Origin of the sequence: Sulfitobacter alexandrii, from assembly GCF_001886735.1 — a bacterium.
Lineage (GTDB): Bacteria > Pseudomonadota > Alphaproteobacteria > Rhodobacterales > Rhodobacteraceae > Sulfitobacter > Sulfitobacter alexandrii.
Genome location: NZ_CP018081.1, coordinates 166,251 through 178,840 on the forward strand (window position 1 = coordinate 166,251; position 12,590 = coordinate 178,840).

Annotated in this window: 11 protein-coding genes; 6 read left to right on the forward strand and 5 right to left on the reverse strand. The window is 61.1% G+C overall.

What is annotated here, in order from left to right:
- Position 1 precedes the first annotated feature (1 nt).
- Genes BOO69_RS21905 through BOO69_RS21920 form a run of 4 tightly spaced genes read right to left on the reverse strand, consistent with a single transcriptional unit; the run spans position 2 to position 4,091 of the window.
- A complete protein-coding gene (locus BOO69_RS21905; protein ID WP_027264418.1) occupies positions 2-805 on the reverse strand; it encodes an enoyl-CoA hydratase-related protein in 804 nt (267 codons plus the stop codon).
- Positions 798-1,652: an SDR family NAD(P)-dependent oxidoreductase gene (locus BOO69_RS21910; protein WP_027264419.1), complete on the reverse strand. Its 855-nt coding sequence runs from the start codon at positions 1,650-1,652 to the stop codon at positions 798-800. The genes BOO69_RS21905 and BOO69_RS21910 overlap by 8 nt, the downstream gene beginning before the upstream one ends.
- 11 nt (positions 1,653-1,663) lie before the next feature.
- Positions 1,664-2,863: an acyl-CoA dehydrogenase family protein gene (locus tag BOO69_RS21915; protein WP_027264420.1), complete on the reverse strand. Its 1,200-nt coding sequence runs from the start codon at positions 2,861-2,863 to the stop codon at positions 1,664-1,666.
- Positions 2,864-2,876: 13 nt separating this feature from the next.
- Complete coding sequence (locus BOO69_RS21920; RefSeq protein WP_051372710.1) at positions 2,877-4,091, reverse strand: acyl-CoA dehydrogenase family protein; 1,215 nt, start codon at positions 4,089-4,091, stop codon at positions 2,877-2,879.
- Positions 4,092-4,203: 112 nt separating this feature from the next.
- On the opposite strand from BOO69_RS21920, the gene BOO69_RS21925 reads away from it, so the two are divergent.
- The 5 genes from BOO69_RS21925 to BOO69_RS21945 are packed head-to-tail and all read left to right on the forward strand — an operon-like array spanning position 4,204 to position 10,426.
- Positions 4,204-5,010: an enoyl-CoA hydratase-related protein gene (locus BOO69_RS21925; RefSeq protein WP_237267664.1), complete on the forward strand. Its 807-nt coding sequence runs from the start codon at positions 4,204-4,206 to the stop codon at positions 5,008-5,010.
- 21 nt (positions 5,011-5,031) lie between these two features.
- Positions 5,032-6,831, forward strand: coding sequence for an acyclic terpene utilization AtuA family protein (locus tag BOO69_RS21930; RefSeq protein WP_027264423.1), 1,800 nt, complete (start codon positions 5,032-5,034; stop codon positions 6,829-6,831).
- A 12-nt stretch (positions 6,832-6,843) separates the two neighbouring features.
- The gene (locus tag BOO69_RS21935) at positions 6,844-8,313 is read left to right on the forward strand and encodes an acetyl-CoA carboxylase biotin carboxylase subunit (protein ID WP_027264424.1); all 1,470 of its coding nucleotides are present in this window, start codon (positions 6,844-6,846) and stop codon (positions 8,311-8,313) included.
- Positions 8,301-8,816 (forward strand): acyl-CoA carboxylase biotin carboxyl carrier protein subunit, encoded by a 516-nt coding sequence (locus tag BOO69_RS21940; RefSeq protein ID WP_027264425.1) that lies wholly within the window; start codon positions 8,301-8,303, stop codon positions 8,814-8,816. The genes BOO69_RS21935 and BOO69_RS21940 overlap by 13 nt, the downstream gene beginning before the upstream one ends.
- 2 nt (positions 8,817-8,818) lie before the next feature.
- Entirely contained in the window at positions 8,819-10,426 is a 1,608-nt protein-coding gene (locus BOO69_RS21945) for an acyl-CoA carboxylase subunit beta (RefSeq protein WP_027264426.1), read from the forward strand.
- 111 nt (positions 10,427-10,537) lie between these two features.
- On the opposite strand, the gene BOO69_RS21950 is transcribed toward BOO69_RS21945, so the two are convergent.
- On the reverse strand, positions 10,538-11,149 hold the full coding sequence (locus BOO69_RS21950) for an acyltransferase (protein WP_027264427.1): 612 nt from the start codon (positions 11,147-11,149) through the stop codon (positions 10,538-10,540).
- 253 nt (positions 11,150-11,402) lie between these two features.
- Here BOO69_RS21950 and BOO69_RS21955 point away from each other — a divergent pair, with 253 nt between their 5' ends.
- Positions 11,403-12,587: a lipid-transfer protein gene (locus BOO69_RS21955; protein ID WP_027264428.1), complete on the forward strand. Its 1,185-nt coding sequence runs from the start codon at positions 11,403-11,405 to the stop codon at positions 12,585-12,587.
- Positions 12,588-12,590 lie beyond the last annotated feature (3 nt).

Consider the following 12,590-nt stretch of genomic DNA (forward strand, 5'->3'; position numbering starts at 1 on the left):
TTTAACGCCCCGTGAAATTGGGTTTTCGTTTTTCGACGAACGCAGCAACCGCCTCGTGGTGGTCTTCGGTCTGATGCATGAGCGCCTGATAGGCCGCCGCGGAATTCAGGAAATCCGGCAGGTCCATCCGTTCGGCATTGCGCATCAGACGCTTGGCGACCCGCACCGCACGCGGCGGTTTCGCGGCGATGACAGCGGCCCGTTCGCGGGCACGTTCCATCAATTTTTCATGAGGCACAAGTTCAAGCACCATACCAAGCTCCAGCGCTTCCTTGGCCTCGACCATGCGCCCTGAGAAGGTCAGATCGGCGGCCTTCTGGTGGCCCAGACGACGCAACAGGAACCAGCTGCCCGCATCGCCCGGAATGATTCCGAGATTCAGAAACACCTCGCCGAACCTTGCTTTTTCCGACGCGATGCGCATGTCGCACATCATGGTCAGGTCGCACCCCGCGCCCACCGCCGGGCCGTTGACTGCGGCGATGGTCGGAATATCCATGTTGTAGAGCGCAAGCGGCAGCCGCTGCACCCCATCAACATAGCTCTGCGCCGCCGCCAGCGGCTCCTTGCGGAACACGCTGTCGGGATCGTTCATTTCCTTGATGTCGCCGCCGGCACAAAAGGCCGGGTCGGCGCCGGTCAGGATCATCACGCTGACCTGAGGATCGGCCTGCACCTTGGCGAAGGTCTTCAGAAGGGCAGCGATCATGTCGTTTCCGGTGACCGGGTTGCGCCGCTCGGGATCGTTCAGCGTAACCGTGGCGATCCTGTCGGAAATCTCCAGAAGGACGGGCTGTTTATTCATTCTTGCCATCTCCCCGTTCGCGTTTTTCGAACATCGCGGGGTTGATCATGTCCCGCGCGTCATGACCCATATGCAAGGTCTCACCGCCGTCTACATAAATGTCTTCTCCGGTGATGAAACCGCCAAGTTTCGAGGCCAGGAAAATGATCGTGCCTGCGATGTCCTCGGCCGCCCCCATCCGGTTTAGCACCGAGCGGTTCAGCTTTTTCCACTGTTCCGGCGGAATCGGATAGCGGCCAAGCGCATCGGTCTTGATCGTGCCCGGCGCGACACAGTTCAGCCGGATGCCGTACTCGCCCCATTCGGCGGCCAGCGTTTTCATCATGCCCGTCACACCGGCGCGGGCGGCGACGGTGTGTGTAAAGCCGGTAAGCGCGGTGCGCGCAGAGATGGCGGTGACAAACACAACCGATCCACCATTGTCGTACATGAAGTGATCCGCCGCTGCCCGGGTCATCTGCCAAGATCCGATCAGGTTGTTGCGGATCACGGCTTCGAAGCCCTTGTTGGTGATATCGCGGGCGGCCGCGATATACTGGCCGCCGGCATTGTTCACCAAGACATCCAACTGCCCATAGTGGTCCTTGATCCGCCCCATCGCAGTTTCAATACTGTCTTCGTCGCGGGTGTCTCCGGGCACGACGAAGGCCTCGCCCCCCGCCGCGCGGATCATTTCGGCGGTCTCTTCCAGCGGCTCTTCCCGGCGCGCGAACAGCGCAAGCCTGGCTCCGCAAGCGGCCATTTCGATCGCCGTCGCCCGGCCCATTCCAGATCCAGACCCCGTGACCAGGGCAACCTGGCCCGCCATGAGATCCGACGCGTAACGCCTTGATTTCGCTTCGCTCATGTTCCGCCCCCTTAGTTCTTCAGCAATTCGCCGGAGATGATGAGTTTGCGAACCTCCTGGGTGCCCGCGCCGACCTCAAGCACGCGACCGGTCCGGTACAGCCGGTTCACTTCGGTATCACGCATGTAGCCTGAGCCGCCGTGAATCTGGACAGCTTTGTCCAGCACGAAGGATGTCGCCTCAGCGGCCTTGTAGATCGCCGCAGCGGTGAGCTTGTGGATTTCGCCGCGCCCGCCTTCGCCCTCTTCGAGGCCTTCACACATGGCAGCGGTGCGCAAGGACAGGCTGCGCGCGGCCTCGATCTGCGTATACATGTCGGCCAGCATCGCCTGAACCATCTGGAAACTGGCGATCGGTTTGCCGAATTGCTGGCGTGTCTTGGCGTAATCGATGGAAATATCCAGCGCCCGCTGCGCAATGCCCAGAGCGTTGAAACAGACGATGGCACGTTCCAGATCAAGTCCGGACATGGTAACGGCAACCCCGCCATCCAGCTTGCCGACCATGTTTCTGGCCGGAACACGGCAATCTTCGAATACCAGTTCGCCCGTCGGCGAGCCGCGGAATCCCATCTTGTTGAGCTTCTGCGCCACCTTGAAACCGGGCGTGTCGGTTTCCACGATAAAGGCGGAAATGCCCTTGGCCCCTTTTTCGGGCGATGTCTTGGCATAGACCAGCACCAGATCGGCAATCGGCCCATTGGTGATGTAGATCTTGGCGCCGTTCAGGATGTAGTCGTCGCCATCCTTTTTGGCCGTGGTCCGCATCGAGCCAAGCGCATCGGACCCCGCGCCGGGTTCGGTCAGGCCCAGAGCACCCACCAGCGTGCCGTTGCACAGGCCCGGCAGGTATTTTCGGCGCAACTCGTCATTGGCGTTGCGATAGATGTTGTTGACGCACAAATTGTCATGGGCCACATGGGTCAGTCCGATGGCCGCCGAGGCCCTAGACATTTCCTCGGTGATGATACAGGCCGAGGTAAAGTCGAGCCCGGCCCCGCCGAATTCCGGCGGCACGTTCAGGCCGAGATATCCCATCTCGCCCAGCTTGGGGAAAACCGAAGGCGGCAGGTCATCAGTATCGTCCATTTCCGCGTTCAGATGGTGGAATTCGGACATGAAGAACTTGCCGGCCTGATCGGCCAGGGCCTGCTGTTCGTCCGTCATGAAATGTGTTGGCAGAGCGGTGTCGTTGCGCAGTTGCTTGTTCATTGTCTCGTCCCCCTCAGGCGCGCAAAAGTTCTTCGGCAATGATGATCTTGCGGACTTCGCTTGTACCCGCGCCGATTTCCAGCAGCTTGTTGGCGCGGAACAGCCGGTTGATCTCGGTGTCCTGCATGTAGCCAGAGCCACCATGAATATGGCAGGCTTCGGTCACCGCCTTGTTGAATGCCTCGCCGGCGTAAAGACAGGCCGCCGCCGTCAGTTTGTGGATTTCGCCGCGGCCCCCGGCCCCTTTCGGCAACCCGGTACAGGCGGCCAGCGCGCGATAACCGAAGGCGCGCGCGGTTTCGACCTCGGTGTAGATCTCGGCCAGTTTCGACTGCATCATCTGGAAACTTGCAATCGGCTTGCCGAACTGTTCGCGAATCTTGGCGTATTCCAGCCCCAGTTCCAGGGCGCGTTCGGCCATGCCAACGCAGACTGAGGCAACCATAGCACGCTCCAGATCCAACCCGCTCATTACCACCGAAACGCCGGTGTTTTCCGGTCCAACCATGGCGGATGCGGGTACGCGGCAATCCTCAAACACCAGTTCTCCGGTTGGCGAGCCGCGAAAGCCCATTTTGTCAAGCTTTTGCGCCACCTTGAAACCGGGATTGTCCGTCTCGATGATGAAAGCAGAAATGCCCTTGGCGCCCTTCGACTTGTCGGTTTTGGCATAAAGCAGGATCACATCGGCAATGGGGCCGTTGGTGATGTAAATCTTCGAGCCGTTGATGACATAATCATCACCGTCGCGGCGGGCAGTGGTGGCCATGGATCCGAGCGCATCGGATCCCGCACCCGGTTCGGTCAGGCCCAAAGCACCGACGAGCTCGCCCGAGCAAAGGCCCGGCACGTATTTCTTCACCTGCTCTTCGGAGCCATTGCGCAGCAGGTTATTCAGGCACAGGTTGTCATGCGCCCCGTGCGAGAGGCCCACAGCCGGATTCCACTTCGAAATCACCTCGGACACCAGCGCCTGGGTGAACTCGTTCTGCCCCGATCCGCCCAGCTCCTCCGGCGCGGTAATCCCCAGCAGGCCCAGCTCGCCCATCTGCTTGAACAGATCATCGGGCCACCATTCCTCGTCATCCATGCGCGCCTGCAGCGGGTGCAGCACCTCGCGCGATACCCGATCCACGTGATCGACGATCTGGCGTTGCTCATCAGTCAAAGAATAGTTCGCCCTGATGGCTTCCAGATCAGCCGAGATGGCCTCACTTTGAGCGGTCATATCGTCCTCCCGAAAAATGTTGTTTGCGTTGTTGACCAAAATCAAACACATGTTAGAAAATAGATCAAGCCAAGCTTTTGACGACCTGACGTAAGAAAGCGCGGCGTCCTGAATGCAGGGGGGAACTTCGGAAATGACTGAGAGCGTTGTTCAATCGCAGGTGCTCGGCAAAGAAGTGCGTATCACGATTCGACGTCCTGATAATCGAAATGCCCTCAACCGTGAGGTCGCAGACGGGATCATGGCCGCCATATGTGCTGCCGAGAGGGACAGCGATTGCCGCGTGATCGTTCTGACCGGCGAGGGCGAGCGCGCCTTCTGTGCCGGGGGCGACATCAAGGCGGGGGCGGATGGCGGCCCGTTTGTTCAGGATCCGGCGGACCCGGATCATTTTGCCGGAAGGTTGTTCGAGACGATACAGGCGTGCCGAAAGCCAACGATCGCGCGCATCAATGGCGTCGCGATGGGGGCGGGAGCGGGCATCATCTGTGCCTGCGATCTGGCTGTGATGGCGGATCATGCCCGCGTCGGAACGCCGGAAGTGAAGGTGGGTCTGTTTCCCATGACGATCGTGCCACCCATGATGCGCGTGCTGCCCCGGCGGAGGCTGATGGAGATGTTCATCACCGGCGTTCCTCTGACGGCCGAGGAAGCCCTGCAGTTCAATCTGGTCAACTATGTGACCGATGCCGCGGGGCTGGACGACAAGGTTGCAGAACTGGTTGCCCAGATCGCCGCGCAGTCGCCGAGCGCGATCCGGCTGGGAAAATACGCCTGTCACGCGATGGAGGATATGACCTATCCGCAGCAGATGCGGTTTGCAGAAACACTTTTACCGCGTGTGGCGCAGACCGAAGACGCGCGCGAAGGCTTTGATGCCTTCATCTCGAAGCGCAAACCTGAATGGACGGGCCGCTGATCAAACGGGGAGGAGAGGAATATGTCGGAACGCAAGCTGCGCATCGGATGCGCGTCGGGCTTCTGGGGCGATACGCCGGAAGCGATCGGTCAACTGGTCTCAAAGGGCGAGATCGACTATCTGGTGTTTGACTATCTGGCAGAGGTGACAATGTCGCTGATGGCGCGGGCCCGCGCCAAAGCGCCCGAGACGGGCTATGCGCCGGACTTCGTCAAGGCGCTGGCACCCTGGTTGCCGGATATCAAGGCAAAAGGGATCAAGGTCGTTGCCAATGCAGGGGGCGTGAACCCGCGTGGCTGCAGCGATGCGCTTGCCAAAGCCGCCGCCCAGGCCGGGATCGATCTGTCCATCGGAGTCGTGCTAGGCGATGACCTGTTGCCCAGGGCCGATGAAATTCGCAAAAACGGTCAGACGGAAATGTTCTCGGGTGTCGCATTTCCAGATGATATCTGGAGCATGAATGCCTATCTGGGTGCCCGCCCCATCGCTGCCGCGCTGGATGCCGGGGCCGACATCGTGATCACCGGACGCTGCGCCGACAGCGCGGTCGCGCTTGGTCCCCTGATGCATGAATACGGCTGGGGCGACGATGACTGGGACAAGCTCAGCCAGGGATCGCTGGCCGGCCACCTGATCGAATGCGGCCCCCAGGGAACCGGCGGCAACTTCACCGACTGGCAGGACGTGCCGGGTTGGGACAATATGGGCATGCCCATCGTCGAGGCGTCCGAAGACGGCAGTTTCATCATGACCAAGACGCCTGACACCGGCGGGCTGGTCGTGCCCGGGTCAGTCGGAGAGCAGATGCTCTATGAAATCGGGGATCCGCGCGCCTACCTGTTGCCCGACGTGATCTGCGACTGGTCCGGGGTCACCCTGGAGCAGGTCGGACCCGATCAGGTGCTGGTCAAGGGCGGCAGGGGGCTTGGGCGCACCGACAGCTACAAGGTGTCGGCGACCCATGCCGATGGCTGGCGCGCGGTCTCTACCCTGACACTGGCCGCGATTGATGCACCCGCCAAGGCCGAACGTGTGGCCGAGGCGATCCTGACCCGCTGTCGCCGGATTTTCCGCGACCGCAACATGGGCGATTTTCGGCAGGTCAGCGTCGAGGTGCTGGGGGCCGAGGCGGCCTATGGCGCAAATGCGCGCGCCCGAACCCGCGAGGTGGTGCTCAAGATCGGCGCGGTCCATGACGATCGCGCCGCGCTGAACATCTTTGCCGGCGAAATAGCACCGATGGCGATTTCGACCGCGCAGGGTCTGACCGGGTTCTTCGCCGGACGGCCCAAGGTGCAACCGGTGGTCCGCCTGTTCTCCTTCCTTCAGAGCAAGGCCGAGACCCCCGTCGCGGTCGAGGTCGACGGCAAGGATGTGCCCGTGAGCGTGGCCACTACGCCAGTCCACCTTGATCCACCTGCCGCACCGCCCGCAGATAGCCGCGAGCCCGGCCCGGACGCTGTCAAGGTCCGCCTCGTCGATCTGGCCTGGGGCCGCTCGGGCGACAAGGGGGACATCGCCAATATCGGCATCCTCGCGCGCAAGCCGGACTACCTGCCATATATCCGCTCGGCTCTCAGCGAAGAGGTGGTGAAGGACTATTTCGCCCATGTCTGCGACGGCAGGGTAGAACGGTTCGACTTGCCTGGAAGCCATTCGCTGAATTTCCTGTTGCATGAATCGCTTGGCGGTGGCGGCATCGCCTCGGTTCGCATAGACCCGCAGGGCAAAGGGTTCGCGCAGATGCTGCTTGATATCGAAATTCCCGTGCCAGCCGATCTGGCTGCACGTGACGGACTGAATGCCGCGGCCCGGAACTAAGAGGACGACACCATGACCATTTCGAAACTCCTGGTCGCCAATCGGGGCGAGATCGCGGCGCGCGTGTTGCGCACCGCCAAGGCCCGCGGGCTTGCGACGGCCGTGTTGCGTCATGTCGCCGAGCAAGAGGGGCCGGCGCATCTGATCGCAGATGAGGTCGTGATGATCGACGGCCCGACGCCCGTGGCCGCCTATCTCGATATTCCGCAGATCGTCGCGGCGGCAACAAAGATCGGCGCGGATGCGGTGCATCCCGGCTATGGCTTTCTGTCAGAGAATGCCGGTTTTGTCGCGGCGCTGGAAAAAGCCGGAGTGACCTTTGTCGGCCCGACGTCCGAGGTCATCGACCTGATGGGGGACAAGGTCCGCGCCCGCGCCTTTGTCGAGGAACACGGGTTTCCCGTCGCCCCCTCGGCGATCGAGGATGATGATCCGGCGAGCTTTGTCGAACGCGCCCGCGCCGTGGGCTATCCGCTGCTGATCAAACCCTCGGCCGGCGGTGGCGGCAAGGGCATGCGCGTTGTGCGCGAGGACAGCACGCTGGAAACCGAAATCGAAACCGCGCGCCGCGAAGGCGAACGATATTTCGGCGACGGGCGGCTTTTCGTCGAACGCTATATCGAACGCCCGCGCCATATCGAGGTGCAGGTGATGGGCGACGGACAGGGCAACGTGGTCCATTTCTGGGAACGTGAATGTTCGATCCAGCGCCGGTTCCAGAAGATTATCGAGGAAACGCCGTCACCGGCGCTGACCCCCGAGCAACGGGATGAGATCTGCGAGACCGCTGCCGGAATTGCCCGTGCCGTCAAATACCGCGGGGCAGGGACCGTTGAATTCATCTATGCGCAGGACGGGGCCTTTTATTTCCTGGAAATGAACACCCGCCTTCAGGTCGAACATCCGGTGACCGAACTGGTGACCGGCTTCGATCTGGTTGCCGAGCAGCTGCGTGTCGCGGCGGGCGACGGGCTGAGCGCCGTGCAGGCGGATATTCCCCAAACCGGACACTCGATCGAACTGCGCATCTGCGCCGAGGACGCGACGGCCGATTTCCGGCCCGCGATCGGCGATATCCTGCTGCTGGACGAACCCCAGGGCGAGGGGATCCGCGTGGACAGCGGCATTCTGGATGGCGGCAAGGTGACAACCGACTTCGACCCGATGTTGTCCAAGCTGATCGTACATGGCCCGGATCGCGCGCAGGCCATCGCCCGTGCCCGGAGCGCGGTGCAAAGCTATGTGATTCTCGGGGTAACGACCAACACTGGTTACCTGGATGCAATCCTTGCACATCCGGATTTCGCCTCTGGTGACGTTTCAACTGGCTTCCTGGCTGAACAATCCGAAACGCTGACCGCGCCGGGCGAAGATGTCTCTGACTTGCTGATAGCGGCGGCGGCCCTATCGGACGAGCGCCTGGTGAGTGACGTAATGCAGATACCGGAAATGTACCGCAAGATGGGCGGGTGGAGAAACTGATGCAACGGATTTTTCAGATCGACGGAGAAGAGACTGATTGCTGGTTGGGTCATGATGGCAGCCGGTTCGTGCTCAATACCCCCACTGGCGCTGTTACCTGCCAATTGGACCCGACGGGTCTGCCGGGCGGTTACAAGCTGCGGGCCAAGGGTGTTGTGCGCGAATTGCGACTGGCCGTGGGGCCGGAAGCAACTTTTGTGCACATGGACGGGCGAACCTACGAAGTCGGGCGGGTTGATCCCGCCGAACGCCTGGCCGGAAGCGACGGTGGCGCGAGCGACGACCGATTGGTGGCGCCCATGCCGGGTGTCGTGGTGTCGGTTGCGGTTAAACCCGGCGATGCGGTTGAAGAAGGCCAGCCGCTTCTGGTGATCGAAAGCATGAAGTTGGAAACCACACTGACGGCGCCGCGCGGCGGGGTCGTTGCCGAAATGCCATTCGCCGAAGGCGACAGTTTTGGTCTGAAAGACATCCTGGCCCAATTGGCCCCGGAGGAGGAGTGACAATGCGCAGGATTGAAAGTCAGATCGACACCAATGCCGCCGACTACAAGGCAAATTTCGCCGCCATGTCTGAACGGCTGAAGGAATTCCACGCCCGCCAGCACGCGGCGCGTTTCGAACGTCCGCAACGCGATATCGACCGCCTTGCCCGCCAGAACAAACTGGGCGTGCGCGAGCGGTTGAAACTGCTGCTGGACCCCGGCACTCCGTTTTTGGAGTTTTCCACACTTGCCGCCTGTCGCGAATACGATGGCACCGTGCCTGGCGCCGCTGTGGTGACGGGCATCGGTATTGTGCAGGGTCGCGAGGTCGCCATCCACGCCAACGACGCTAGCGTCAAGGGCGGGGCTTGGTATCCACATACGGTCAAAAAGGTCGTGCGTCTTCTGGATGTCGCGCTGGAAAACCGCCTGCCGGTCATCCATATCTGCGACAGCGCGGGCGGTTTCCTGCCGCTGCAGCACGGGGTGTTTCCCGACCGGTATCTGGGCGGGCGGGTGTTCCGCAACCAGGTCAAGCTGAGCCAGGCCAATATCCCGCAGATTGCCGTGGTCGGCGGACACTGCACGGCTGGCGGTGCCTATGTGCCGACGCTGAGCGACTACAACATCATCATCGAAGGCACAGGCGCGATTTTCCTTGGCGGTCCCCCGCTGGTCAAGGCGGCCACCGGCGAAGAGGTCGGTGTTCAGGAACTTGGTGGGGCGGTTATGCATACCTCGGTTTCGGGAACCGGCGACTACCGAGCCGCCACTGAACAGCACGCCTTTTCACTGGCGCGCGAGATTGTCAGCCAATGGAAGCGCACCCCGAAAACGATCATCGAAACCGCCGCTTTTGAAGAGCCGTACTACGACCCCAAGGAGCTTTATGGGATCATCCCCAAGGACCGGAAAACCCAGTTTGATATGCGCGAGGTTCTGGCGCGGATCGTCGATGGCTCGCGCTTTCACGAATACCAGCCCGACTATGGCACCACGATGGTTTGCGGCTTTGCCCATATCTGGGGTTACAAGGTTGGCATCCTTGCCAACAACGGGGTGTTGTTCAACGACAGCTCGCTGAAGGCGGCGCATTTCATGCAGCTTTGCAATCAGAACCGCACACCTCTGGTCTTCTTTCAGAACATCACTGGCTATATGGTGGGCCGCGAATACGAAGAACGCGGCATCGCCAAGGACGGTGCCAAGATGCTGATGGCGCAGGGCGGTTCGGTCGTGCCGAAGTTCACAGTGATCGCCAATGCCTCGTACGGGGCAGGCAATTACGGCATGTGCGGGCGGGCCTGGGATGCGCGCACGCTGTTTATGTGGCCGCAAGCCGAGATCGGCGTGATGGGGGCGGATCAGGCCGCTAATACCATGGCGGACGTCAAGATTCGGCAGCTTCAGCGCGAAGGCAAAGAGCTGACCGAAGAAGAAATCGCCGCGATCCGCGAACCGGTGCTGGAAAAATACAAGCGCGATGTCGAAGCCTATACCTCCACCTCGGAACTGTGGGATGACGGCATCCTCGATCCGGCGGACACACGCAACGCGCTTGGCATGTCGATTTCTGCCTCGCTCAATGCACCGATCGACGATCCGCACTACGGGATCTTCCGTCTGTAAAGGCTTGAGGGACGGCACACCGGGTCGGGGAGTGCCGTTCCGCGTCAAGGCGCTTCCATCTGGCGCTTTCGGAATCTGAAGTAGTCCTGACCGGTCCGGTTCCCGGACAGGTCAGGACGATGTCCGCCGCGCCTCCTGAATGGAGACGACGTCAGAGGCCGCCATGCCGGGCCGGTCTGCCTCGACCGCCTTCAGCGGTTCGACCGGCGTCAATCCGGCCAGACAGTCGCGCGCAAGTTGCTGGTATTCCGCGGTGCCGCGCGTTTTCCACGCGACTTCTTTCTCGCTGACCTCGCGGATCACCTTTGCCGGCGATCCCACCACCATCGAACGCGGCGGAATCACGGTTTCGCCACGCACAAACGCCTGCGCGCCGACAATCGATTCCGCCCCAAGCTCTACACCATCCATAATGACGGAATTCATTCCGACCAGAGCGTTCCGGCCCACTGTGCAACCGTGCAGGATCGCGCCATGGCCGATGTGGCCGTCGCTTTCCACCACGGCGTCGCGGCCGGGAAAGGAATGGATGATGCAATTGTCCTGAACATTGGCTCCATCCCCGATCACGATCCTGCCGAAATCGCCCCGCAAGCTTGCTCCGGGGCCGATGTAGCATCCATGACCCAAGATGACATTTCCGATCAGAACGGCCTGGGGGTGGACATATGTATCCTCGGGCACGACGGGTATAAAACCCTTGAACTCATAACAGTATGCCATTCCGACCACCTTTCGTAAGCTGAGTGCTAAACGCTTGTCAGCGGTTGCGCCGGGACCAGAATCCCTCAATTGTGCCGCCGATCAGGGCGTGTGGCCCGAAAACAAACACAAGTTAGAAAATAGCGCAAGCTCCCTACGTCACAGCTTGGCAATATTGACACTTCCCAAGGTTGGGATTTAAAATCTAACAAATGGTAGAAAATAGGCTGGCGGACCGATTAGGGTGGCCTGACCGAACTTGGGAGAGAGAGAAATGACAGACAAAGCCTATGTTGCAGGCGTTGGGATGGTCCCGTTCCAGAAGCCGGGAAAATCCGAAAGCTACGATGTGATGGCGACCGCTGCGACCCGGTCCGCTCTGGCAGACGCAGGGTTGGATTATGATAAAGTCCAACAGGCCTATGTTGGCTATGTCTATGGCGACAGCACCTGCGGTCAGCGCGCCCTGTACCATGTCGGAATGACAGGCATCCCGGTTCTGAATGTGAACAACAACTGCTCGACCGGATCGTCCGCCCTGTTCCTGGCCAGGCAGGCAGTTGAAAGCGGCGCGGTCGAATGTGCTCTGGCACTTGGGTTCGAACAGATGCAGCCCGGCGCAATCGGTGCGATGTTCCATGACCGGGTCAGCCCGTTTGCGGCATTCGACAGAGAAACCGACGAACTGGTTGGCAGTGCCGAGATCCCGCTGGCGCTGCGGTACTTCGGCGGTGCGGGCAAGGCGCATATGGACGAGTTCGGCACCCCCCTGGAAACCTTCGCAAAAATCCGCGCCAAGGCCAGCCGACATGCTGCGAAGAATCCGGTTGCCCTGTTCCGGCAGGAGGTGACGGCGGAAGACGTCATGGCCGCCCAGGTCGTCTGGCCCGGCGTCATGACCAAGCTCATGGCCTGTCCGCCAACCTGTGGCGCGGCCGCCGCGATCATTTGTTCCAAGGAATTCGCCGACAAGCACGGACTGGACAGTTCGGTTCGGATCGCGGCGCAGGCCATGACGACGGACGGCCCGGAAACTTTCGAAGCCCATGACATGCGCGAAGTGGTCGGCTTTTCGATGGCCAAGCGCGCCGCCGATCAGGTTTACGAGGACGCGGGCATCGGGCCCGAGGACGTGGATGTGGTCGAACTGCACGACTGTTTCGCCCACAACGAGCTTATCACCTATGAGGCGCTTGGCCTTTGCAGTCGCGGCGAAGCGGCGAAATTCGTTGATGATGGCGACAACACCTACGGCGGAAAATACGTGACCAACCCGTCGGGCGGTCTTTTGTCCAAAGGCCATCCGCTTGGGGCGACCGGCCTAGCGCAATGTACCGAGCTCGTTCAGCAGCTTCGCGGCCAGGCAGATGCGCGCCAGGTTGATGGCGCACGTCTGGCGCTTCAGCACAATCTGGGCCTCGGCGGGGCCTGCGTCACCACGCTTTATGAAAAAGCCTGATAG

Coding starts and splice junctions, on each gene's coding strand:
- BOO69_RS21905 (WP_027264418.1), bottom strand. CDS start 805: ATGAATAAACAGCCCGTCCTTCTGGAGATTTCCGACAGGATCGCCACG.
- BOO69_RS21910 (WP_027264419.1), bottom strand. CDS start 1,652: ATGAGCGAAGCGAAATCAAGGCGTTACGCGTCGGATCTCATGGCGGGC.
- BOO69_RS21925 (WP_237267664.1), top strand. CDS start 4,204: ATGCAGGGGGGAACTTCGGAAATGACTGAGAGCGTTGTTCAATCGCAG.
- BOO69_RS21930 (WP_027264423.1), top strand. CDS start 5,032: ATGTCGGAACGCAAGCTGCGCATCGGATGCGCGTCGGGCTTCTGGGGC.
- BOO69_RS21950 (WP_027264427.1), bottom strand. CDS start 11,149: ATGGCATACTGTTATGAGTTCAAGGGTTTTATACCCGTCGTGCCCGAG.
- BOO69_RS21915 (WP_027264420.1), bottom strand. CDS start 2,863: ATGAACAAGCAACTGCGCAACGACACCGCTCTGCCAACACATTTCATG.
- BOO69_RS21945 (WP_027264426.1), top strand. CDS start 8,819: ATGCGCAGGATTGAAAGTCAGATCGACACCAATGCCGCCGACTACAAG.
- BOO69_RS21920 (WP_051372710.1), bottom strand. CDS start 4,091: ATGACCGCTCAAAGTGAGGCCATCTCGGCTGATCTGGAAGCCATCAGG.
- BOO69_RS21955 (WP_027264428.1), top strand. CDS start 11,403: ATGACAGACAAAGCCTATGTTGCAGGCGTTGGGATGGTCCCGTTCCAG.
- BOO69_RS21935 (WP_027264424.1), top strand. CDS start 6,844: ATGACCATTTCGAAACTCCTGGTCGCCAATCGGGGCGAGATCGCGGCG.